At 42.8% G+C, this 19,924-nt stretch carries 17 protein-coding genes; 10 read left to right on the forward strand and 7 right to left on the reverse strand.

Annotated elements, in window-relative coordinates:
• Nucleotides 1-3: 3 nt before the first annotated feature.
• Entirely contained in the window at nt 4-729 is a 726-nt protein-coding gene (locus G4420_RS21150; protein WP_163325941.1) for an SIMPL domain-containing protein, read from the forward strand.
• An 80-nt stretch (nt 730-809) separates the two neighbouring features.
• Here G4420_RS21150 and katG read toward each other — a convergent pair whose 3' ends face one another.
• A complete protein-coding gene (katG, locus tag G4420_RS21155) occupies nt 810-2,981 on the reverse strand; it encodes a catalase/peroxidase HPI (RefSeq protein ID WP_163325942.1) in 2,172 nt (723 codons plus the stop codon).
• Between the two features lie 263 nt (nt 2,982-3,244).
• Here katG and G4420_RS21160 point away from each other — a divergent pair, with 263 nt between their 5' ends.
• Entirely contained in the window at nt 3,245-3,859 is a 615-nt protein-coding gene (locus G4420_RS21160; RefSeq protein WP_163325943.1) for a beta-phosphoglucomutase family hydrolase, read from the forward strand.
• 10 nt (nt 3,860-3,869) lie between these two features.
• Nucleotides 3,870-4,799, forward strand: a complete 930-nt coding sequence (locus G4420_RS21165) for an AEC family transporter (protein WP_163325944.1) — start codon at nt 3,870-3,872, stop codon at nt 4,797-4,799.
• A 90-nt stretch (nt 4,800-4,889) separates the two neighbouring features.
• Here the strand turns inward: G4420_RS21165 and G4420_RS21170 are convergent, their stop codons facing one another.
• The 3 genes from G4420_RS21170 to glyA all read right to left on the reverse strand — a co-directional run bounded on the left by G4420_RS21170 (nt 4,890) and on the right by glyA (nt 8,324).
• Nucleotides 4,890-5,816 (reverse strand): CobW family GTP-binding protein, encoded by a 927-nt coding sequence (locus tag G4420_RS21170; RefSeq protein WP_163325945.1) that lies wholly within the window; start codon nt 5,814-5,816, stop codon nt 4,890-4,892.
• A gap of 121 nt (nt 5,817-5,937) precedes the next feature.
• Nucleotides 5,938-6,690, reverse strand: a complete 753-nt coding sequence (locus tag G4420_RS21175; RefSeq protein ID WP_163325946.1) for a sulfite exporter TauE/SafE family protein — start codon at nt 6,688-6,690, stop codon at nt 5,938-5,940.
• A gap of 353 nt (nt 6,691-7,043) precedes the next feature.
• The gene (gene glyA, locus G4420_RS21180) at nt 7,044-8,324 is read right to left on the reverse strand and encodes a serine hydroxymethyltransferase (RefSeq protein WP_163325947.1); all 1,281 of its coding nucleotides are present in this window, start codon (nt 8,322-8,324) and stop codon (nt 7,044-7,046) included.
• Nucleotides 8,325-9,149: 825 nt separating this feature from the next.
• Between glyA and G4420_RS21190 the strand changes: the two genes are divergently transcribed.
• Complete coding sequence (locus G4420_RS21190; RefSeq protein WP_163325948.1) at nt 9,150-9,587, forward strand: hypothetical protein; 438 nt, start codon at nt 9,150-9,152, stop codon at nt 9,585-9,587.
• 410 nt (nt 9,588-9,997) lie between these two features.
• Here G4420_RS21190 and odhB read toward each other — a convergent pair whose 3' ends face one another.
• Nucleotides 9,998-11,278, reverse strand: coding sequence for a 2-oxoglutarate dehydrogenase complex dihydrolipoyllysine-residue succinyltransferase (gene odhB / locus G4420_RS21195; RefSeq protein WP_163325949.1), 1,281 nt, complete (start codon nt 11,276-11,278; stop codon nt 9,998-10,000).
• A gap of 11 nt (nt 11,279-11,289) precedes the next feature.
• Nucleotides 11,290-14,025 (reverse strand): 2-oxoglutarate dehydrogenase E1 component, encoded by a 2,736-nt coding sequence (locus tag G4420_RS21200; protein WP_163325950.1) that lies wholly within the window; start codon nt 14,023-14,025, stop codon nt 11,290-11,292.
• A 181-nt stretch (nt 14,026-14,206) separates the two neighbouring features.
• On the opposite strand from G4420_RS21200, the gene G4420_RS21205 reads away from it, so the two are divergent.
• Nucleotides 14,207-14,650 (forward strand): DUF4293 domain-containing protein, encoded by a 444-nt coding sequence (locus G4420_RS21205; protein ID WP_045030624.1) that lies wholly within the window; start codon nt 14,207-14,209, stop codon nt 14,648-14,650.
• A gap of 134 nt (nt 14,651-14,784) precedes the next feature.
• On the forward strand, nt 14,785-15,504 hold the full coding sequence (locus tag G4420_RS21210) for a nucleotidyltransferase family protein (RefSeq protein ID WP_163325951.1): 720 nt from the start codon (nt 14,785-14,787) through the stop codon (nt 15,502-15,504).
• Between the two features lie 166 nt (nt 15,505-15,670).
• Here the strand turns inward: G4420_RS21210 and G4420_RS21215 are convergent, their stop codons facing one another.
• Entirely contained in the window at nt 15,671-16,504 is an 834-nt protein-coding gene (locus G4420_RS21215) for an HAD-IIB family hydrolase (RefSeq protein WP_163325952.1), read from the reverse strand.
• Between the two features lie 196 nt (nt 16,505-16,700).
• Here G4420_RS21215 and dapB point away from each other — a divergent pair, with 196 nt between their 5' ends.
• From dapB to G4420_RS21235, 4 genes are all read left to right on the forward strand, one after another.
• Entirely contained in the window at nt 16,701-17,417 is a 717-nt protein-coding gene (gene dapB, locus G4420_RS21220; protein WP_163325953.1) for a 4-hydroxy-tetrahydrodipicolinate reductase, read from the forward strand.
• A gap of 11 nt (nt 17,418-17,428) precedes the next feature.
• The gene (gene lepB, locus G4420_RS21225) at nt 17,429-18,769 is read left to right on the forward strand and encodes a signal peptidase I (protein ID WP_163325954.1); all 1,341 of its coding nucleotides are present in this window, start codon (nt 17,429-17,431) and stop codon (nt 18,767-18,769) included.
• Nucleotides 18,770-18,861: 92 nt separating this feature from the next.
• Nucleotides 18,862-19,212, forward strand: a complete 351-nt coding sequence (locus G4420_RS21230; protein WP_163325955.1) for a LapA family protein — start codon at nt 18,862-18,864, stop codon at nt 19,210-19,212.
• Between the two features lie 2 nt (nt 19,213-19,214).
• Nucleotides 19,215-19,859 (forward strand): WbqC family protein, encoded by a 645-nt coding sequence (locus G4420_RS21235; RefSeq protein WP_163325956.1) that lies wholly within the window; start codon nt 19,215-19,217, stop codon nt 19,857-19,859.
• The last annotated feature ends 65 nt before the right edge of the window (nt 19,860-19,924 follow it).

The raw sequence follows: 19,924 nt of genomic DNA on the forward strand, positions 1-19,924 counted from the left end.
GTCATGAAGAAAATTATTTTATCACTGGCCATTATCGTTTTTGCATTCGGTTCATTTGCACAAAATAATCAAGGTGGAATTATTACTGTTGAAGGAAAATCATCAGTTAAGTTAGCTCCTGAAGATATATCGTTCACTGTAAATTTTAGTGTGAAAAGCGAAAACTACAAGGAATGTGCAGAAATGTCTGTTGAAAAAATGGACGAAATCAAGAAACTTTTTATAGAAAACGGAATTGACGAGGAGCTGATAAAAACAAACAGTTTTTCAATCCGCGAAGTACAAAAATACGATCCTGAACTGCGGCAGTCGGTATTTGAAGGCTATGAGGCAAACATTCCGGTGACCATTCGTACCAAAAAAGATTATGAAAAGAATGATAAAATCTTTGAATTGATTAAAGATAATCTGCAGTCGAATTTCAATCTGAATTTTGCGCTTTCGGAAGAACAAATGGAAACGGTAAAAGAAAAACTCATTCAGCTGGCCGTAGAAGATGCCAAACAGAAAGCAACCGTGATTGCTAAAAGCGCCGAAGTTAAATTAGGCAAAATCAAATCGATTCAATACGGAGAGCCCAGAATGGTTGGGCCATACAATACAAACATGGAACTTATGCGCGCAGAATCGATGCCTGTCATGAGTGCAGCAAAAGCTGATATTACTTCAGTGCTTTCGCCCGACGAAATTGAAATGCGCACAAACATTGTTATTGCCTGGGAGATATAAGATTACAATTAGCAAAAAGACATAAAAAAGGCTGTCCAAAATAAGTATTGGACAGCCTTTATATTTATAAGAGCTATTGCTTATTCAACATCAAAACGATCGGCATTCATCACTTTATTCCAGGCTTTTACAAAGTCGGTTACAAATTTCTCTTTGCTATCGTCTTGTGCATAAACCTCGGCATACGCGCGTAAAACGGCGTTGGATCCAAATACCAGATCAATACGTGTTGCCGTCCATTTTACTTCACCAGTTTTCCGGTTACGAATATTGTAATGTCCTTTTTCGGTGGGTTCCCAAACATAAGCCATATCGGTAAGGTTTATAAAGAAATCGTTGCTCAGAGCCCCGACATTATCCGTAAAGACCCCATGTTTTGTACCTGCGTAGTTAGTTCCCATCATACGCATACCGCCAATCAGAACTGTCATTTCATGAGCTGTTAATCCCATCAAATGGGCACGGTCAAGCATTAATTCTTCCGGGCTAACCACATAATCTTTTTTCTGATAGTTTCTAAAACCGTCGGCCAACGGTTCAAGCGGAGCAAACGACTCAGCATCGGTCATTTCATCAGTGGCATCTCCACGTCCGGGCAAAAACGGAACAGATACATTCATTCCTGCATTTTTTATGGCCTTCTCTACCCCAACATTTCCGGCCAATACAATTACATCGGCTACGCTAATTCCGAATTCAGCAGCAATTGGTTCAAGTACCGCTAAAACCTTCGCCAAACGCTCCGGCTCATTTCCTTCCCAGTCTTTTTGAGGAGCCAAACGAATGCGGGCACCATTGGCACCGCCACGCATATCCGACCCGCGGAAAGTTCTCGCACTATCCCAGGCCGTAGAAACCATGTCGGCAATGCCAAGCCCTGATGCCGCAATTTTAGCTTTTACAGCTTCCACATCATAATCCGATTTACCTGCGGGTACTGGGTCTTGCCAAATCAAATCCTCTTCAGGAACATCCGGACCAAAATAACGCGCTTTGGGCCCCATATCACGGTGCGTAAGTTTAAACCAGGCACGGGCAAAAGCATCAGAAAGCGCATCGAAATCATTCATAAACTTCTCAGAGATTTTTCGGTACTCCGGATCCATTTTTAAGGCCATATCGGCATCGGTCATCATCGGGCTGGTACGGATTGAAAAATCCTCTACATCGGCCGGTTTATCTTCTTCTGCAATATTCACAGGCTCCCATTGCTGAGCACCGGCAGGGCTTTTACGCAATTCCCATTCGTGGTTAAACAGCATTTTAAAATAACCGTTATCCCATTTTGTTGGCTCTGTTGTCCAAGCACCTTCCAAACCACTGGTAACCGTGTATCTTCCTTTACCGGTTTTATGCGGATTCTTCCAACCCAAACCTTGCTCATCCACATCCGCAGACTCCGGATCAGGTCCCAACGCTTCTGCATCGCCGTTACCGTGAGTTTTTCCTACGGTATGTCCACCGGCAGTCAGCGCCACTGTTTCCTCATCGTTCATAGCCATTCGGCGGAAAGTTTCGCGCATTTGCTGAGCTGTTTTTAAAGGATCGGGTTTTCCGTTTACACCTTCCGGGTTAACATAGATCAATCCCATTTGAACGGCAGCCAACGGATTTTCCATCGTTTCGGGCTTTGTTACATCATCGTAACGTTCGTCACTTGGTGCCAGCCATTCTTTTTCGGCTCCCCAGTAAGTATCTTTCTCCGGATGCCAGATATCTTCGCGCCCAAAGCCAAAACCAAAGGTTTTTAATCCCATACTTTCGTAGGCGATGTTACCGGCTAAAATGATCAAATCGGCCCAACTTACTTTATTGCCGTATTTCTTTTTAATGGGCCAAAGTAAACGACGCGCTTTATCCAGACTCACATTATCAGGCCAGGAGTTTAGTGGTGCAAAACGCTGGTTTCCGGTTCCGCCACCACCACGGCCATCGGCAATTCGATACGAACCGGCAGCGTGCCAGGCCATTCTAATCATCAATCCTCCGTAATGCCCCCAATCGGCCGGCCACCATTCCTGGCTATCGGTCATTAAATCGTGAAGATCCTTTTTTAAAGCCGCTACATCCAGCTTTTTTAACTCTTCCCGGTAATCAAAATCTTTTCCTAATGGATTTGTTTTAGTGTCATGCTGATGCAAAATGTCGAGATTTAATGCATTGGGCCACCAAGACATAACCGATGAGCCGGAAGCGGTATTTCCACCATGCATTACAGGACATTTGCCTTGTTTTGAATGATTGTTTTCCATATACTTAGTTTTAAGTGAAAATTTATGTAATGATGCATTAAGATACGAAAAACAGCACGACTAAAAAAATGATTAATTATTTAATTAACAAGCTTTTAAATACTAATTCTTAATGACTAATAGATTTTACCTATGTAGTTTACAATTCAAGGAAGCATAAGCGCGATCACCTTTTTTAACTGATGATTAAATCTTCACTTATTAACGATTGAACTTTCATGCAGTGTTGAGGTTCTGTTACTTTTACCGCAAATTATAGAAAAATGGCAATTACAGTTCATCCCGAGGCGAAAGCCTTGATTTTTGATTTAGACGGAACCTTGTCGAACTCGCTTCCGGTGCATTTGGAAACCTGGAAAATAGTGGCGAAAAAATATAATTTTGATTTTGACCCGAATATTATTCATGAAATGACAGGTCGCCCGACCATTGAATTTGCCAAACGAATTGTTGAGCAATACAAAGTGGATGAACAGCCCGAAATACTTGTTCGCCTGAAACAACAAGCATTTTGGGACTCGGCGCATTTGCTTGAACCAATTGAAGAGGTGATTTCGATTGTAAAAAATTACCACGGGAAACTGCCCATGTCGGTAGGAACCGGTGCAAGCGGAAAAAGTGCCGAAGTGCAGTTAAAAGAACTGGGTATTCGCGAATATTTCGATTTTGTGGTTTCAGCCGACGATGTGCAGAAACACAAACCTCACCCTGAGACCTTTGTAAAATGTGCGGAATTGATGGGTGTTGAACCACAACTTTGCCAGGTTTTCGAAGACGGAGATTTGGGAATTTCTGCTGCCAAAGAAGTTGGAATGTTTGTTACCGACGTGCGTGAACATATTGTTTATGGCGACTGGGCAATGACTGAAAACAAGTAAAACGGGATTTATGGCACATTTTCTACTGGCCCTGAAGACTGTTGCGCCCCTGTTTCTCGTTATCTTTACCGGAACGCTTTTTTCGCGTACAAAAGCGGCTCACGGGCCGTGGGTTGATGTGCTGAACAAATACGCGCTGTGGATCGGATTCCCGGCACTGGTTGTTGCATCGCTGATGCACCTCGACCCGCAAGGCGAATCCTATACACAACTCATTCTTATTAATTCGGCTTATATTGCGACGTGCATGTTACTGGCCTTCCCCATCGCGCGGATTTTTAAATTTTCAAAGCGTTTACGCAGTTCACTGTTCCTTATCCTATCATTTGGGAACGTGGCTTACCTCGGCATCCCGGTTCTTCGCAGCAGCTTTGGCGACGATATTTTGCCGGTAGCTGCCGTTTTATCTGCGGTATATGTTTTCTGGCTGCTTACGCTTGGTGTAATTCTTATCGAATCTACTGGAGAAGAATCAATTCGGCCGAAGAAATTAATGTTGAGTCTGGTCAAAAACCCATTGCTGATCTCCGTTTTTGTAGGTGTAGCTATCGTACTGTTTCAAATAAAAGTCCCGACGTTTATCGATAAAACCGTCAGCCTTTTTGCCGAATCGGTAACAGCTATCGTACTATTCTCTCTGGGGATATTCCTGGGGCAAAATAAAATTGGCGCTCCCCGCGAATGGATCCGGGTTTTCGGTTTTGTTATTGTTACCATGATCATTCTTCCTTTGCTGCTCCAATTTAGCATCCGAACTGCCGGTTTAAACGATCTTCAGTTTAAAGCCACTATTCTCGATTCGGCAATGCCACTAGGACTAACGCCGTATGCGCTGGCCGTTCAGTATAAACTGGAAACAAAACTAGTAGCACGAATTGTGGTGCTGGGCACACTGCTTTCGGTAATTATTATTCCGCTTTGGATAGCTTTCCTTGGATAAGAAATAATTTCTCGCAGATTTCGCTGATGCCACAGATTTCTTCCGGATTAAAATTTCTTATCTGCGTAAATCCGCGAAATCTGCGTGCAATTATATTTCAGGATTAAAGTCTAAAGCCAGCCCATCCAATTTCCCAATAAAAACAATATGACTTTCCGGTGCTTCCATAATTAAATCGCCTTCTTCTAATTCAAAGCGGCCGCCCACTCCCTGCAAAATATATTCAAAAGGTTCGTTCTGGAAACACACCACACCTTTGCAGCGATAAATCCGGCTTTTATAAATGTCAAGCGTGTATTCCAGCCAGTAAAGGAAATCGGCCCGTTTTAACGGAGCAGAAAATGAAAGTGTTTTGGTTTGCACCAGCGCATGATTGCTTTTGTACGAAAAAAAAGAATACGCATTAAACGAATGTTGTCTAAGGTCTTTCAGTTTCAGTTCTTTTGCTACTCCGAAACTTGCTGATTGAATTTTGGCCAAAGGAGCCAGTTTATTCATTCTTTCAGTAAGTTCCTCTTGCTGCTTTTCATCCAGGCTTTCGGTTTTGTTTAGCAAAATAAGGTCTGCAATAGTTAACTGTTTGTATGCCATCTCCTCTTCCGGTAGATCATCAAAGTTCAAGGCATCAACCAAACAAATCGCGCCGTTGTATTCGTAGAGTTCTTTTAGATCTTCATCAGCAAAAAAAGGTTGAATTACAGGTGCCGGATCGGCAATTCCGGTGGTTTCAATCAACAGATGATCCACATTCGGGAAACGCTCAGCCAGTTCCTTTAGTACCAGCTCGTACTCGTCGGAAATGGAGCAGCAAATACAGCCCTGTTTCAATTCGAACATCTGGCTGGCATCAACACCTTTTATCAGTTTCGTGTCGATGGGAACAGCACCAAATTCGTTTTCTACCAAAGCAAACTGAGTGTCGGAATTTGATTTCAGCAGGAAGTTGATAAAAGTAGTCTTCCCGGCCCCAAGGAAGCCGGTGATTATGGTTACTGGTATTTTATTTTTGTGCTCCAATCTATTTTTTCTAATTCGAAGATATTCACCCCTCGCCCTTCGGGCACTCCCCTCAACGAGGGGAGATTGTTCTTTTTTCAAAACAGGATTTCGCTTGCGACTTGAAGCTTGTACCTTGCAACTACAATACCCCAAACAAATTCAAAATCACAATCAGCATGGCCAGAATCAATACGTAACGCACATATTTTGCGCCTCCTTTTACCGTAAAGTTGGCGCCCAGCCATGCGCCGAACATATTGCCGGCAGCCAGTATTAAACCCGCAACAATGTCAACTTGTTTATTATAAATAAATATCCCGAGGGAAAACACGGTGTAAATTAAAACAATAAAAACCTTTATTGCATTGGCGCGCACCAGGTTATGTCCACAGCCCAAAACCAACCCGGCGAGCAGAAAAAATCCCACGCCCATCTGAATAAATCCACCGAATAAACCGATTGCAAAAAAAATGATGTATTGCAGCGGCGACGGTTTGGGATTAACCTTCCCAATCTGATCGGTAATCCATACTTCGGGTTTTAAAACCACCAGCAGCAACAAAACCACCATTAGCACGGCGATAATATTTTTTAAAAGCTTGGGATCAATTTCAACGGCAAACAACGCACCAATTATCGACCCGACAATGGCAGGTATTGCCAGCCGGTAATCCTTTGTAAAATCAAGTACTTTTTTCTGTTTGAACGTTTTTACGGCAATAACATTTTGCAGTAAAATGGCGATTCGGTTGGTGCCATTGGCAATATTGGCCGGTAAGCCGATAAACATCAGCAAAGGGATGGTTAGCATAGAGCCGCCCCCTGCAGTGGTGTTAATAAATCCGGCGGCAATTCCGGTTCCAACGAGTGCCAGTATCATGTACCATTCCATATTCAGATCTTTAAGTTTCGAGCCGAGAGTTCCGAGTTTCGAGTATCAAGGATACAACTTAACAACTAATCAGTTTAACAATTGGTTTTAAATTCACGCTCCTTCCACCTATTGGTGTTCAGCATATTTTTTTACCACAGAGTTACACCGAGAAGTCACAGAGTTTCACTGAGCACGAAATTCGATTTTAATTTTACAGTTCAGCAATTTAACAATTTCATTTTCGTAAAGCTACAATGCACTTTTGTTTTTCTTACCGCATTACTCACAACTTAACCAATTCACCCCTTTAAAATGGAAAAAGCCCGAAAATAATTCCGGGCTTTTATATGCTTTAACTTGTTAGATCAATACTAGTAAGCAAACAACGGGAAGTCCTTCATTAACTGGTGAACTTTTTCGCCAACTGCTTTAATGTATGCCTCGTCGTGAATGTTTGCAATCGAGTCGTCGATCAGTTGAACGATCTCAGGCATCAGATCTTCTTTTACACCACGGGTTGTAATCGCCGGTGTACCTACACGCAAACCTGAAGTCTGGAAAGGAGAACGGCTATCGAAAGGAACCATATTTTTGTTAATGGTAATTTCCGCATTTACAATGGTATTCTCAACCATTTTACCGGTGATCTCAGGGTATTTTGTACGCAGGTCGATCAACATCGAGTGGTTATCAGTACCGCCCGAAATTACTTTGTAACCCAGATCAACAAAAGCCTGTGCCATAACAGCAGCATTCTTTTGCACCTGTGCCTGGTATTCTTTGTACTCCGGCTCCAGTGCCTCGCCAAATGCAACAGCTTTTGCAGCAATTACGTGCTCAAGCGGTCCACCTTGCTGACCAGGGAAAACAGCCGAATCAAGCAACGATGACATGGTACGAACCACACCTTTTGGCGTTGTAATACCCCAAGGGTTTTCAAAATCTTCACCTATCAGGATGATACCACCACGAGGTCCGCGTAATGTTTTATGTGTTGTTGATGTTACAACGTGAGCATATTTTACAGGATTATCAAGCAAACCCGCTGCAATTAAACCTGCAGGGTGAGCCATATCAACCATAAACAATGCACCTACTTTATCAGCAATTTCGCGCATGCGTTTGTAGTCCCACTCGCGGCTGTATGCCGATGCACCACCGATGATCAACTTTGGTTTGTGCTCGATGGCCAGCGCCTCCATCTCATCGTAATCCACACGTCCGGTATCTTCTTTTACCTTGTAGGCAACCGGATTGTAAAGAATACCCGATGAGTTTACATGCGAACCATGCGAAAGGTGACCACCATGCGAAAGGTCGAGTCCGAGGAAGGTATCGCCCGGCTTAAGAATAACACTCAACACAGCTGCATTTGCCTGTGCGCCCGAGTGCGGCTGAACGTTGGCCCATTCGGCACCGTACAATTCTTTAATACGGTCGATGGCCAATTGCTCGGTCATGTCAACAAACTGACAACCACCATAATATCTTTTTCCCGGATAACCTTCAGCGTACTTGTTGGTCATTACCGAACCCATTGCCTCCATAACCTGCTCACTTACAAAGTTCTCTGAAGCAATCAGCTCAATTCCGCCCAACTGACGTTCGTGTTCCTTCCTGATAATATCAAAAACCAAAGTATCTCTCTTCATCTTGTAACTGAATTAATTTAATGAAAGCGCAAAGTTAATACATTTTAATTCAGCCTTTTGATGATATCGGATAGAAATTGGGAGATTTTTTGAACAATTAAGATAAGCCATGTTAAGAGCTGCGAATCTGTCTGAAGAAAATAGATTGCCTGCTGGTTCCGTTGTGCAATCAGAACCTTTTTAGCCTAGTTGGCAGAGGCACGGATTACAAATCACGCCAGCGGGGGGTAGTTTTTATTTTGTGCAGCGTAAAGTTCAATGTATTCGGCAACTTTGGTTTTAATTCTTTAAAAATAACAGATTTTTTGTAAAGAATTTGCTTTGGGAGTACTCCCAAAGGCTCCCTAACGCAGTTTTCTTGCTTTGGGAGTACTCCCAAAGGTTCCCTACCGCGTGTTTCTTGCTTTGGGAGTACTCCCAAAGGTTCCCTACCGCGGGTTTCTTGCTTTGGGAGTACTCCCGAAGGCTCCCTAACGCGTGTTTCTTGCTTTGGGAATACTCCCAAAGGTCCCCTACCGCGTTTTTTTTGCTTTGGGAGTACTCCCGAAGGCTCCTTAACGCGTGTTTCTTGCTTTGGGAATACTCCCAAAGGTTCCTCAACGCGGGTTTCTTGCTTTGGGAGTACTCCCAAAGCTTCCTCAACGCGGGTTCCTTGCTTTGGGAGTACTCCCAAAGCTTCCTCAACGCGGGTTTCTTGTTTCGGGAAGGTACCTGTGGCGCAACTAACAATGCTTGTTTCGCAACAAAAACGGCTATGCCATTAAACTTTTGCTTTTGGTTTTCATCTAAAGCAGCTGAACTTTATCAACAAAAAACAAAATTGAAATGAAACGAACAGTATTTTTAGTGATGGTGCTGGTAAGTGCACTGGTTATTTCGTGCAACAACGGGGGAAATAATTCGCAACAAATGCCATTTGGCCGTGGCGGTGGCGGAATGGGACCCGGTAATTTTGATCCGCAGGCGATGGTTGATCGACAGATTGAAGAAATGGACGAAAACCTGGATTTAAGCGACGATCAGGAAGAGAAAATCCGCGAAATTATGGAAGAGAATTTTGAGAATATGGCTGCCATGCGCGAAGAAATGCAAAACAGCGGTGCCGGTTTTGAAGGTATGCGCGAGAAAATGCAGGAAGCACGCAAAGAGCAGGATAAGAAAATGAAAGAAGTTCTTTCGGAACAGCAGTGGGAACAATACCAGGTAATGCAGGAAGAAAGACGCCAAAGACGCGGCCAGGGTGGATTCCCTCCTCAGAATTAGTTGGCAGTTAGCAGTCGCAGTTAGCAGTTAAGGATGGAGAGCAATTGTATCGCATTCTGGCTCGGTTGAACACCTTACCCTTTTGTCTGTCGACATTTTCCCTTAGCAAGGGAAAAAAGCTTCGTTGAAACGAAGAAGGTAGCCTGACGCTTGCTCCCCTCGTGAGGGGAGCTCCCAAAGGGTGAGGGGTAGAAAGAGAATAAAAAACTGTTAGCATAAAGGAAAGGGATGCTGGTTACTGGATATTTGATTTTGGATGCTGGTTATTGAATATTCAATATTGATCATTGGATATTTTGGATGCTGGTCACTTGCAACCTGTAACTTGTAACAAGAAAAGGATGCCATCCCAAAGTTTTTCAACTTATACGGATGGCATCCTTTCTGTCAACTGAGACTGCAAACTGAGATTAGATCCCCAGCATCAGTTCACCGGCATCTTTTCCTCCGGTAAATAAGCGTTCCGGGTTTTCGAGCAATTCTTTCAGTTTCACCAGGAAACCTACCGAATCTTTACCATCGATAATACGGTGATCGTACGACAGCGCCACATACATCATCGGGCGAATTACCACCTGGCCGTTTACAGCCACCGGACGCTCAACAATATTGTGCATGCCCAGAATACCCGATTGCGGCGGGTTAATAATCGGCGTTGATAGCAACGACCCGAAAACACCACCATTGGTAATGGTAAATGTTCCGCCGGTTAATTCTTCAACCGTAATCTTTTTATTTCGTGCCTTTTCGGCCAGTTCCTTTATTTCGAGTTCAATTGCCGGAATCGATTTACTTTCGGCATTGCGCACAATGGGCACCATCAATCCTTTTGGTGTTGATACCGCAATACCCACATCAACAAACTTAGGCATTACAATTTCTTCGCCATCGATCTGTGCATTCACCATCGGGTGGAAATCCATAGCCGTAGCAACCGCCTTGGTGAAAAACGACATAAAGCCCAGTTTTAATCCGTGGGTATCCACAAATTTCTGCTGGTACTTTTTGCGCATATCCATTACGTAGCTCATGTCGATCTCGTTAAAAGTGGTGAGCATTGCCGTTTCGTTTTTCACCGAAACAAGGCGTGCGCTTAACTTCCTGCGCAGGCTCGACATACGCTCACGTTCTTCGTCGCGTGTTGCCTCTTTTTGCGGAATGGCGGCAGCAGCGGCCTGCGGCGCATTTACCACAGCTTCCACTTCTTTTTTGCCCAGGCGTTTCAAGCCATTTATCACATCGTCAACCGACAGGCCATGCTCTTTCATCATTTCCTTTGCTACCGATGTTACTTTTACCTTATCGTGTTCGGTGCTGGATTCTGGATACTGGATTCTGGATACTGGATTCTGGATACTGGATTCTTGATCCTTCACGTTTGATGCAGGTTCCTTATCTGTCGACTGAGACTGAGACTGAGACTGAGACTGGCCACTTTCAGCTGCCGGTGCTTCCACGCTCGTATCAATAGTACAAACCACTGCACCAACTTCAACAGCTTCTCCTTCTTCGGCTTTAATGGCAATTTTTCCGCCTTCGCTGGCTACAATGGTTAGTGTGGCTTTGTCTGATTCAACTTCGGCTATTTCCTGATTTTTGGCAACAACGGCTCCGTCTTCAACAAGCCAACTGCCAATTTCAACTTCGGTTATAGATTCTCCCGGACTGGGAACTTTGATTTCAATAATCATATTTTGGTTTTTTATGAAGCTACAACTTCTTTTTGTTTAAACACTGTCTCCAAAATCTGGTCGAGGCCTTTTTTGTGTTTTTCCATCAGTCCAACCGCAGGGCTGGCGCTTTCAGGGCGGGCAACAACTTTAAATCCAAGGCAATCTAATTTGCGGTTGATAAACGGCCACGCTCCCATGTTTTCGGGTTCGTCCTGTGCCCATATCAACTCGGATGATTTTGAATATTTACTCAGTATTTCATTGATCTGCTTATTTGGAATCGGGTGAATTTGCTCCAGACGCACAACTGCCGTATTCGAAATGCCGTGCTCCGATTTGTATTTTGCCAGATCGTAATACAAACGACCCGTAACAAATACTACTTTTTCTACCAAATCAGGTTCTGCAACCGGATCATCGATAATTTCGTTAAAATGTCCTTTTGCCAGTTCTTCAATCGTTGAATGCACCATCGGGTGACGCAACAAACTCTTTGGCGTAAACACTACCAACGGCAGGCGCATTTTCATTTTCACCTGGCGGCGCAACAAGTGAAACATATTGGCCGGCGTGGTAGGCATTACCACCTGAATATTATTATTTGCCGAAAGCTCAAGGAAACGTTCGAGGCGTGCCGACGAGTGTTCCGGTCCCTGCCCCTCAAAACCATGAGGTAACAACAGCGTCAGGTTATTCATCAGTCCCCATTTTTCGAAGGCCGAGGTAATGTACTGATCGATTATCACCTGCGCCACGTTATGAAAATCACCAAACTGGGCTTCCCAAATAGTCAGTCCGTTTGGCTCGGACAAAGCATAACCGTATTCAAATCCCATTACCGCGTATTCCGACAACGGCGAATTGTACACTTTAAAACGTGCCTGGTCTTCCGACACATGCTTCAGCGGGAAATATTTATCTTCCGAGCCTTCAATAACGAAAGCAGCATGACGGTGAGCAAAGGTTCCGCGCTCGCTGTCCTGTCCGCTTAAACGCACCGGATGACCTTCGGCAACCAGTGTACCGTAAGCCAGCAACTCTCCCATTGCCCAATCCAAACGGTTATCATGAACCATCATTTTCCGGTCGGAAATAATCCGATTTACCTTTTTGAAGAATGGCAAATCAGTAGGTAGCGTATAAATCTTTTCAGCTACATTTCGAATGGTTTCCTCTCCAACGCCTGTTTCAACCCGCTCGTTAAAGTTGGCTTTCGAAGGCATTTCGTATTGTTCGTACTCCTTTACCAGGAATTTTCGAATCTGTAACTTTTCAATCTTCTCCGATTCCGTGTATTTACCTTCCAGTAACTGGTCGAACTCACGAATCTTTTCCCGCGATTCTTCGTGGGTCATAATTCCCAGTTCGTTGAGTTTATCGGCATAAATATCGCGTGGATTTTTATGTTTTGAGATGGCTTTATACAACATCGGCTGGGTAAAACGCGGCTCATCGCCTTCGTTGTGTCCGTATTTTCGGTAACACAGAATATCGATAAACACATCAGAATGAAACTTCTGACGGAATTCCATGGCCAGTTTAATTGTCCAGACCAGCGATTCAACATCGTCGCCATTTACATGGAAAACGGGTGAACGGGTTACTTTTGCAACGTCGGTACAATACGTGCTCGAACGTGCCTCGATATATGGAGTGGTAAATCCAACCTGGTTGTTAATTACCAAATGGATTGTTCCACCTGTTTTATATCCCGGCAATTGCGACATTTGGATGGTTTCGTAAACTACGCCCTGTGTTGCAATTGCCGCGTCGCCATGAATAATAATGGCAGCCGCTTTACTGTAATCGCGCTGGTATTCGTATTCTATCTGAGAACGAACCATTCCTTCAACAATCGGCGCAACCGTCTCTAAATGCGACGGATTGGGAACCAGTTTCAGTTTTACTTTCTTACCAAAATCGGTTTCCACATCATTTTCATAACCCAGGTGATATTTTACATCGCCCTGTGCAATATCGTCTTCGTATTCGGTTCCGTAAAATTCCTTAAAAATATTCTGGTAAGGTTTTTCCAGAATATTGGCCAACACATTTAATCGCCCGCGGTGCGCCATTCCCAGAATAAATTCTTCCATACCCAGCTCGGCACCACGTTCAATAACTGCATCGAGGGCAGGAATTAAGGCCTCTGCTCCCTCCAGTGAAAAACGTTTTTGGCCAACAAACTTTTTATGAATAAAATTCTCGAAACCAACAGCCAGCTTCAAATGGTAGAAAAAGTGCTTTCGCTTTTCATCGGTAAATGCTTCCGAGTTCTTTGTGCTTTCCATTCGTTCGCGCAACCATTGCACCACTTCCGGATGCCGCATATAAACATATTCAACACCTACCGACCGGCAATAAGTGGCCTCAAGATGCGCAATAATGTCTTTTAGCTTTGCCGCACCGATTCCAATTTCGTTACCGGCCTGAAATGTTTTTTCCAGATCAGCCTTTTCCAAACCGAAATTCTCGATATCGAGCGTTGGAGAGTAGGTACGACGCGCACGAACGGGGTTGGTTTTGGTGAACAGGTGTCCACGCTGACGATAGCCATGTATAAGATTTAAAATGGCAAATTCTTTATCGATATTGTCGGGTTTTATTCCCGACGGTTTCTCAGGGTATTGCATTCGGGCCAGTTCAAAACCCGAAAAAAACTGTTGCCAGCTCTTATCTACCGAATTCGGATCTTCAAGATAAGACTGGTATAGGTTCTCAATCGCCTCGATTTCCTGGTTTCCCACAGACGAAAATTTATCCATAGTTGATTTTTAATTAACTTTAATATGATATTGAAGAAACAATGCAGTTTTTTTATTGTTTACCTGTAATCATAGTTTTTTCCTATCAAAATTAAGCTTTCCCGATGATTTTTAACCACACACAGCCGATTTGGTTTTGAGAAATATTTTGATTGGCTATTTTTGCTAAAAATTTACGACAATGATTCAAAGAATTCAGACCTTGTTTATGCTGGCGGCCGGTATGTTAATCGGTTCGTTATACCTTCAGAAATTTGCAGACATCATCGTTAACGATCAGCTGCATATTTTTAATGCTTTTGGAATTTTTAAAGATGAGGAATTACTTTTTAGCGGTTTGCCGTTAATGATTCTGATTGGCATTATTGCCGTGCTTCATCTGGTGGCATTGTTTTTATACAAAAAACGTATACTTCAAATCCGTATTCTTGCATTTACAATAATCCTGATGCTGGGGCTTTTCGGACTGTTCTTTTATTTTACTTATGCCAGTTTCGAGGAAGTAAAAGTGGCCTTTAAGGTTGCTGTTGCCCTGCCGCTTGTTTGTGTTATTCTTGACTGGTTGGCTATTCGCGCCATCGGTAAAGACGAAGCATTGGTAAGGAGTCTGGATCGGATAAGATAAAAACTGAGTTTCGAATGTCGATTAACGATTTGTGATTGATGATGTGTTAAAATTGCGATCAACACATCGGTTAATACTCCTGCAATCTTAATTAGTTAATCATCATTCGATATTCAAATCCTAAAAATTGAACTATGCAAGCAATGTTATTCGCCGCCGGTTTGGGCACCCGTTTAAAAGACGAAACGGCCGATAAACCAAAAGCACTGGTTGAAGTTGGCGGTAAACCCTTGCTGCAGCATGCCATTGAGAAACTGAGTGCTGAAGGAGCCACAAGAATAGTGGTAAACGTTCATCATTTTGCGCCTCAGGTAATTGATTTTATTAATAGCAAGAGCTGGAGTGTTCCGATACTTATCTCCGACGAAAGCGACAAACTGCTTGAAACAGGTGGCGGTCTAAAATTTGCATCGCACCTTTTCGCACCCGGCGAGCCGATACTTATTTACAATGTTGATATTCTGAGCAACATTAATTTGCACGATGTATTGGCGCAGCATACCCAATCAAATGCCATTGCCACCTTGGTTGTTCGGCAGCGCGAAACACAACGTTACTTTAAGTTCGATGCGGAGCACAACCTCGTGGGTTGGATCAATAAAAAAACGGGCGAAACAAAAATTTCCAGGCCTGAAAATTTTCAGGAAGCTACAGAAATGGCTTTTAGCGGCATTCATATTGTAGAGCCGCAAATTTTTGATTTTATGCCCGACGAAGATCGTTTTTCAATCGTTCAGGTATACCTCGAACTGGCAAAAACCAAAAATATAAGAGGTTACTTTGATACTTCTGAATTGTGGATGGATGTTGGCAAACCTGCACAACTGGTGGAAGCACGCATGCTATTTAGCTAACTGTCATTTCGAAGGAGGCACGACTGAGAAATCTCTGACCAACTTTCAGAATAGCTACCGATTTCACTCTACGTTCGAAATGACAGAATTATTTCAGCAACTTATAATTCCGGTATTCAAACAAAAATTCACAGGAGTAGTCTTTTCTGATTGAATAAGAACAATTTTAAGTCAATAACGATTGTACAGAGTAAGCAAAGGCATCGTTTTCATTGCTTGGGATGATCGGATATTTGTCTTTTATTTCGTGTGGCGAGTTCTCGGTTAAAAACGAGTGCATGGTAAATTCCAGCAAATCAAAATCGTTGTAATCGTTTCCCAGCCCCATGGTTTCGTCTTTCGAAATTCCCAGTCGTTTACAGATTTCGTTCACACCGTTTCCTTTTGATACCGAATGATGAAACACCTCAATCCAGATAAATCCCGGCGTAATTGGCGACGATGCCCGGATCACCCTGATCTCGGGACACAAAGCTTCAATCTCTTTTTTCAGGCTATTAAATCGCTCTTCGTTCTGTTTTATAATGATTAGGAACTGGCACAATTCACCATTTGGCAGCTCACCGGTGTTCAACGGTTCAGCATGCGCCACATTAAATTTAAAGTAACGTTCAAACTCCTCGCAATCGTCCTTTCCGCGGTAGTAGTAATGCTTGTGATTATCGGGAACCGGGTAAAAAGCATGAAAATTTACATCCTGATTAATAAAGTGTGTGAGCAGTTTTTTTGCCGACGACACTTTTATATTTTGGTTGGCAATAAGCTCTTTTTTTTGCCAGTTGTAAACTCCTGCTCCCGACGAAAACACCACATAATCGAATGGCAGATCGGGCTGCAACACATCTTTTACTTTTTGTAAATTCCGGCCAGTTGCTGCAACCCGAACGATCTGTTTCTCACCGAGTTTTTGCAAAGCATCAATATTTGCCTGGCTAACGGTACGGTCATTTTTCAGAAAAGTACCATCCAAATCAGTTGCAACAAGTTTTATGTTTTTCATCTCCTTCAATTATCCCGATAAAATTAGCTAAAAATCAATTAGCTGAATATTTGCGGCTTTAAATTTCCGTTAATCCTGTTCACCCCTTTCCCGCTTGTGTTCATCGAAATAATTTTAAGTGCAAAACTACTATGGCTACATTTGAGTATTGTTTTATATTTGTGGCTTATTCTAAAAACAGATAATCAGCAAAATAATGAGAATTGCACTAATTGGCTACGGGAGAATGGGAAAGGAAATTGAGAAAATCGCGGTGTCACGCGGTCACGAAATTGGCCTCACCATCGATCTCGATAATCAAAACGACCTTACGGTAGAGAATCTCAAAAAATGCGATGTTGCCATTGAATTTACTATTCCTGCATCAGCAGTAAATAACTATAAATTGTGTTTCGAGGCGGGTATTCCCGTAGTTAGCGGAACAACCGGCTGGCTTGATAAAAAAGAAGAAGTGTATAGTAAATGTGCCGAAACAGATGGTACATTTTTTTATGGAAGTAACTTTTCGGTAGGTGTAAACCTGTTTTTCGAGCTGAATAAAAAACTAGCAGAGTTGATGGCTCCGCGTGCTGAGTATAGTGTTGAAATGACCGAAGTTCATCACACCAAAAAGCTGGATGCACCAAGTGGAACAGCAATCAGCCTGGCCGAAGATATTATTGAAAACCTTCCGGCTAAAGATGCCTGGGTGAACGACAAAACGCCTGCCGACAATGAAATGAACATTAAATCGGAGCGCGTTGGACAAGTGCCCGGTATTCACACCGTAAAATACGAATCGGAGATCGACTTTATTGAAATCACACACAGTGCAAAAAGTCGCACCGGATTTGCATCGGGCGCCGTGCTGGCAGCCGAATATTGCCTTGATAACAAAGGCATTTTAACTATGAAAGACTTACTAAAATTATAAAATTAGAATTAATGATACGTTCGATCCTAACAAATAAGTGGTTTAAATTCATCACTGTAGGAATACTTTACTCGCTTTGGGTAATCTGGCTGGGAAGTTACTTGTGGTTTCTGGGACTGGCCATAATTTTCGACATTTACATTACCGAAAAAGTACACTGGGCATTTTGGAAAAAGAAAAACCCGCCCAACGGCAAACAAACTAAGGTTGTTGAATGGGTCGACGCGATAATTTTTGCGGTAATTGCGGCTACTTTTATTCGTATGTTTTTTATTGAAGCATACACGATTCCAACCTCATCGATGGAAAAATCGATGTTGGTGGGCGATTACCTTTTTGTAAGCAAAACGGCTTACGGGCCAAAAACGCCTAACACGCCGCTATCGTTTCCTTTTGTGCACAACACCATGCCGGTTGTTGGCGGAAAATCATATTCTGAAGCCATTCAGCGACCTTACAAACGTCTGGCAGGTTTTACTGATGTAAAGAATAATGACGTTGTTGTTTTCCATTTCCCGGAAGGCGACACAGTAGCTTTGGGAGCACCTACCCAGAGTTATTACCAGTTGATAAGATCGTACGGACGAAGCAGAGTTTGGAGCGACAAAAGAAATTTTGGCGATATTATTTCACGGCCTGTTGACAAACGCGAAAACTATATTAAACGTTGCGTAGGAATTCCGGGCGATAAAATCGAGATTAAAATGGGTCAGCTGTACGTTAACGACGAAGAGCAGAAAAAATTCGATGGCGTTCAGTACAACTACCTGGTTGAAACCAACGGAACAGCAATTAATCCGAAAGCACTCGACCGACTGCGGATTTCGGAAGCTGACCGTAACACTTTTTCAAGCAAACAATATTTATTGCCCTTAACCGAAGAGGCAGCCGGAAAAATTAAAGATTTTGCCAACGTTACTTCGGTTGAAAAAATGTTGGAAGAGCCCGGAGACTGGGAACGTGCTATTTTCCCAACCGACGAGCGTTACCCCTGGAATGTTGACAATTTTGGACCGCTAACCGTTCCGTCAAAAGGCGAGACGATCGATCTTACTGTTGATAATCTGCCTCTTTACGAACGCATAATCGATATTTACGAAGCGAACGATATGGAAGTTAACGGCGATCAGATAAAAATTAACGGAGAAGTAGCCACAACCTATACGTTTAAAATGGACTACTACTGGATGATGGGTGACAACCGCCACAACTCGGCCGACTCGCGTTACTGGGGTTTTGTGCCCGAAGATCACGTGGTTGGAAAAGCTAAATTCATCTGGCTTTCGCTGGATAAAGACAAAGGTTTCCCGGCTAACATTCGTTTTAACCGCCTGTTTACCAAAGTGCATTAACAATTAAAACAAATTATATTCGTTTAAAGGATAGCAGGCAACTGTTATCCTTTTTTTATAATTTCGGGATTGATACTTGAAAACCATCAATTATGCAGCTAATCGTTGTAATTCTACTGATTCTGGCCGTTTTGCTGGTAATTTTCACCCTGCAAAATGCCATGGACATTACCCTTAATGTATTTTTTTGGGAAATAAAAGATGCTCCGTTGGTGCTCATTTTATTAAGCTGCATTTTTCTGGGATATTTAATCTCGGCATTTTATTTTTATCCGCGACTTTGGAAGGTAAAACGCGAATACAAACAAATGCTGAAATTTAACTCAGAACTACAAGAATTGCATCAGATGCACAATCCGCAAAAGTCGGAAGAAGAAAGCGATCCGGAAGGAATTGAGCTGGACGATGATGACGATGATGACGACACGTTTTTTAAAGACTAAATATGGATAACAGAGCACTCTTATTAAGTACTGCCTATTTTGCTCCGGTACATTTTTATACACGCTATTTATACCACTCCGAAGTTTACCTCGAGCAATTCGAGAACTTTCCTAAACAAACCTACCGCAACCGTTGCCTGATATTGGGAGGAAACGGGCCAATTTCGCTGGTTATTCCGGTGGTAAAAGGGCGAGGACCAAAAATCCTTATAAAAGATCTGCAAATATCGTACGACGAAAACTGGCAGCGCAACCACTGGCAAACCATCGTCTCAGCCTACAACTCGTCGCCGTATTTCGAGTATTACCAGGATGAACTGTACCCGTTTTTTGAAAGTAAAAGCAAATACCTCCTTGACTTTAACCTGAAAATTCACGAGCAACTTTGCGATTTTTTCGAGATTGATAATAAAATCCGCTTAACTGAAGATTTTGAAAAAGTACCTGAAAACACCTTCAACTTACGCGATGGAATCTCGCCAAAATTAAAGCACAATCCCGATACAGCATTTCAAGCGCAACCATATACCCAGGTGTTTTCTGATAAATATGGTTTTATGCCTGATTTAAGTATTCTCGATCTGCTTTTTAACGAAGGGCCAAATGCTTACACCATTCTTTTACAAAGTATTAATCCGAATATGTAAAACACTTAAATAATAGTTTTAAAATCGAAACAATTTTTACAATCTTACACGCCTAATAAGAAACC

This window comes from Draconibacterium mangrovi, from assembly GCF_010586825.1.
Taxonomy (GTDB): Bacteria; Bacteroidota; Bacteroidia; order Bacteroidales; family Prolixibacteraceae; genus Draconibacterium; species Draconibacterium mangrovi.

What these genes read in the sequence shown, in the direction of transcription:
- G4420_RS21230 (WP_163325955.1), top strand. Translation starts at nt 18,862, where the DNA reads ATGCAGCTAATCGTTGTAATTCTACTGATTCTGGCCGTTTTGCTGGTA.
- G4420_RS21175 (WP_163325946.1), bottom strand. Translation starts at nt 6,690, where the DNA reads ATGGAATGGTACATGATACTGGCACTCGTTGGAACCGGAATTGCCGCC.
- G4420_RS21235 (WP_163325956.1), top strand. Translation starts at nt 19,215, where the DNA reads ATGGATAACAGAGCACTCTTATTAAGTACTGCCTATTTTGCTCCGGTA.
- katG (WP_163325942.1), bottom strand. Translation starts at nt 2,981, where the DNA reads ATGGAAAACAATCATTCAAAACAAGGCAAATGTCCTGTAATGCATGGT.
- G4420_RS21200 (WP_163325950.1), bottom strand. Translation starts at nt 14,025, where the DNA reads ATGGATAAATTTTCGTCTGTGGGAAACCAGGAAATCGAGGCGATTGAG.
- G4420_RS21215 (WP_163325952.1), bottom strand. Translation starts at nt 16,504, where the DNA reads ATGAAAAACATAAAACTTGTTGCAACTGATTTGGATGGTACTTTTCTG.
- G4420_RS21165 (WP_163325944.1), top strand. Translation starts at nt 3,870, where the DNA reads ATGGCACATTTTCTACTGGCCCTGAAGACTGTTGCGCCCCTGTTTCTC.
- lepB (WP_163325954.1), top strand. Translation starts at nt 17,429, where the DNA reads ATGATACGTTCGATCCTAACAAATAAGTGGTTTAAATTCATCACTGTA.
- G4420_RS21210 (WP_163325951.1), top strand. Translation starts at nt 14,785, where the DNA reads ATGCAAGCAATGTTATTCGCCGCCGGTTTGGGCACCCGTTTAAAAGAC.
- G4420_RS21160 (WP_163325943.1), top strand. Translation starts at nt 3,245, where the DNA reads ATGGCAATTACAGTTCATCCCGAGGCGAAAGCCTTGATTTTTGATTTA.
- G4420_RS21205 (WP_045030624.1), top strand. Translation starts at nt 14,207, where the DNA reads ATGATTCAAAGAATTCAGACCTTGTTTATGCTGGCGGCCGGTATGTTA.
- G4420_RS21190 (WP_163325948.1), top strand. Translation starts at nt 9,150, where the DNA reads ATGAAACGAACAGTATTTTTAGTGATGGTGCTGGTAAGTGCACTGGTT.
- glyA (WP_163325947.1), bottom strand. Translation starts at nt 8,324, where the DNA reads ATGAAGAGAGATACTTTGGTTTTTGATATTATCAGGAAGGAACACGAA.
- odhB (WP_163325949.1), bottom strand. Translation starts at nt 11,278, where the DNA reads ATGATTATTGAAATCAAAGTTCCCAGTCCGGGAGAATCTATAACCGAA.
- dapB (WP_163325953.1), top strand. Translation starts at nt 16,701, where the DNA reads ATGAGAATTGCACTAATTGGCTACGGGAGAATGGGAAAGGAAATTGAG.
- G4420_RS21150 (WP_163325941.1), top strand. Translation starts at nt 4, where the DNA reads ATGAAGAAAATTATTTTATCACTGGCCATTATCGTTTTTGCATTCGGT.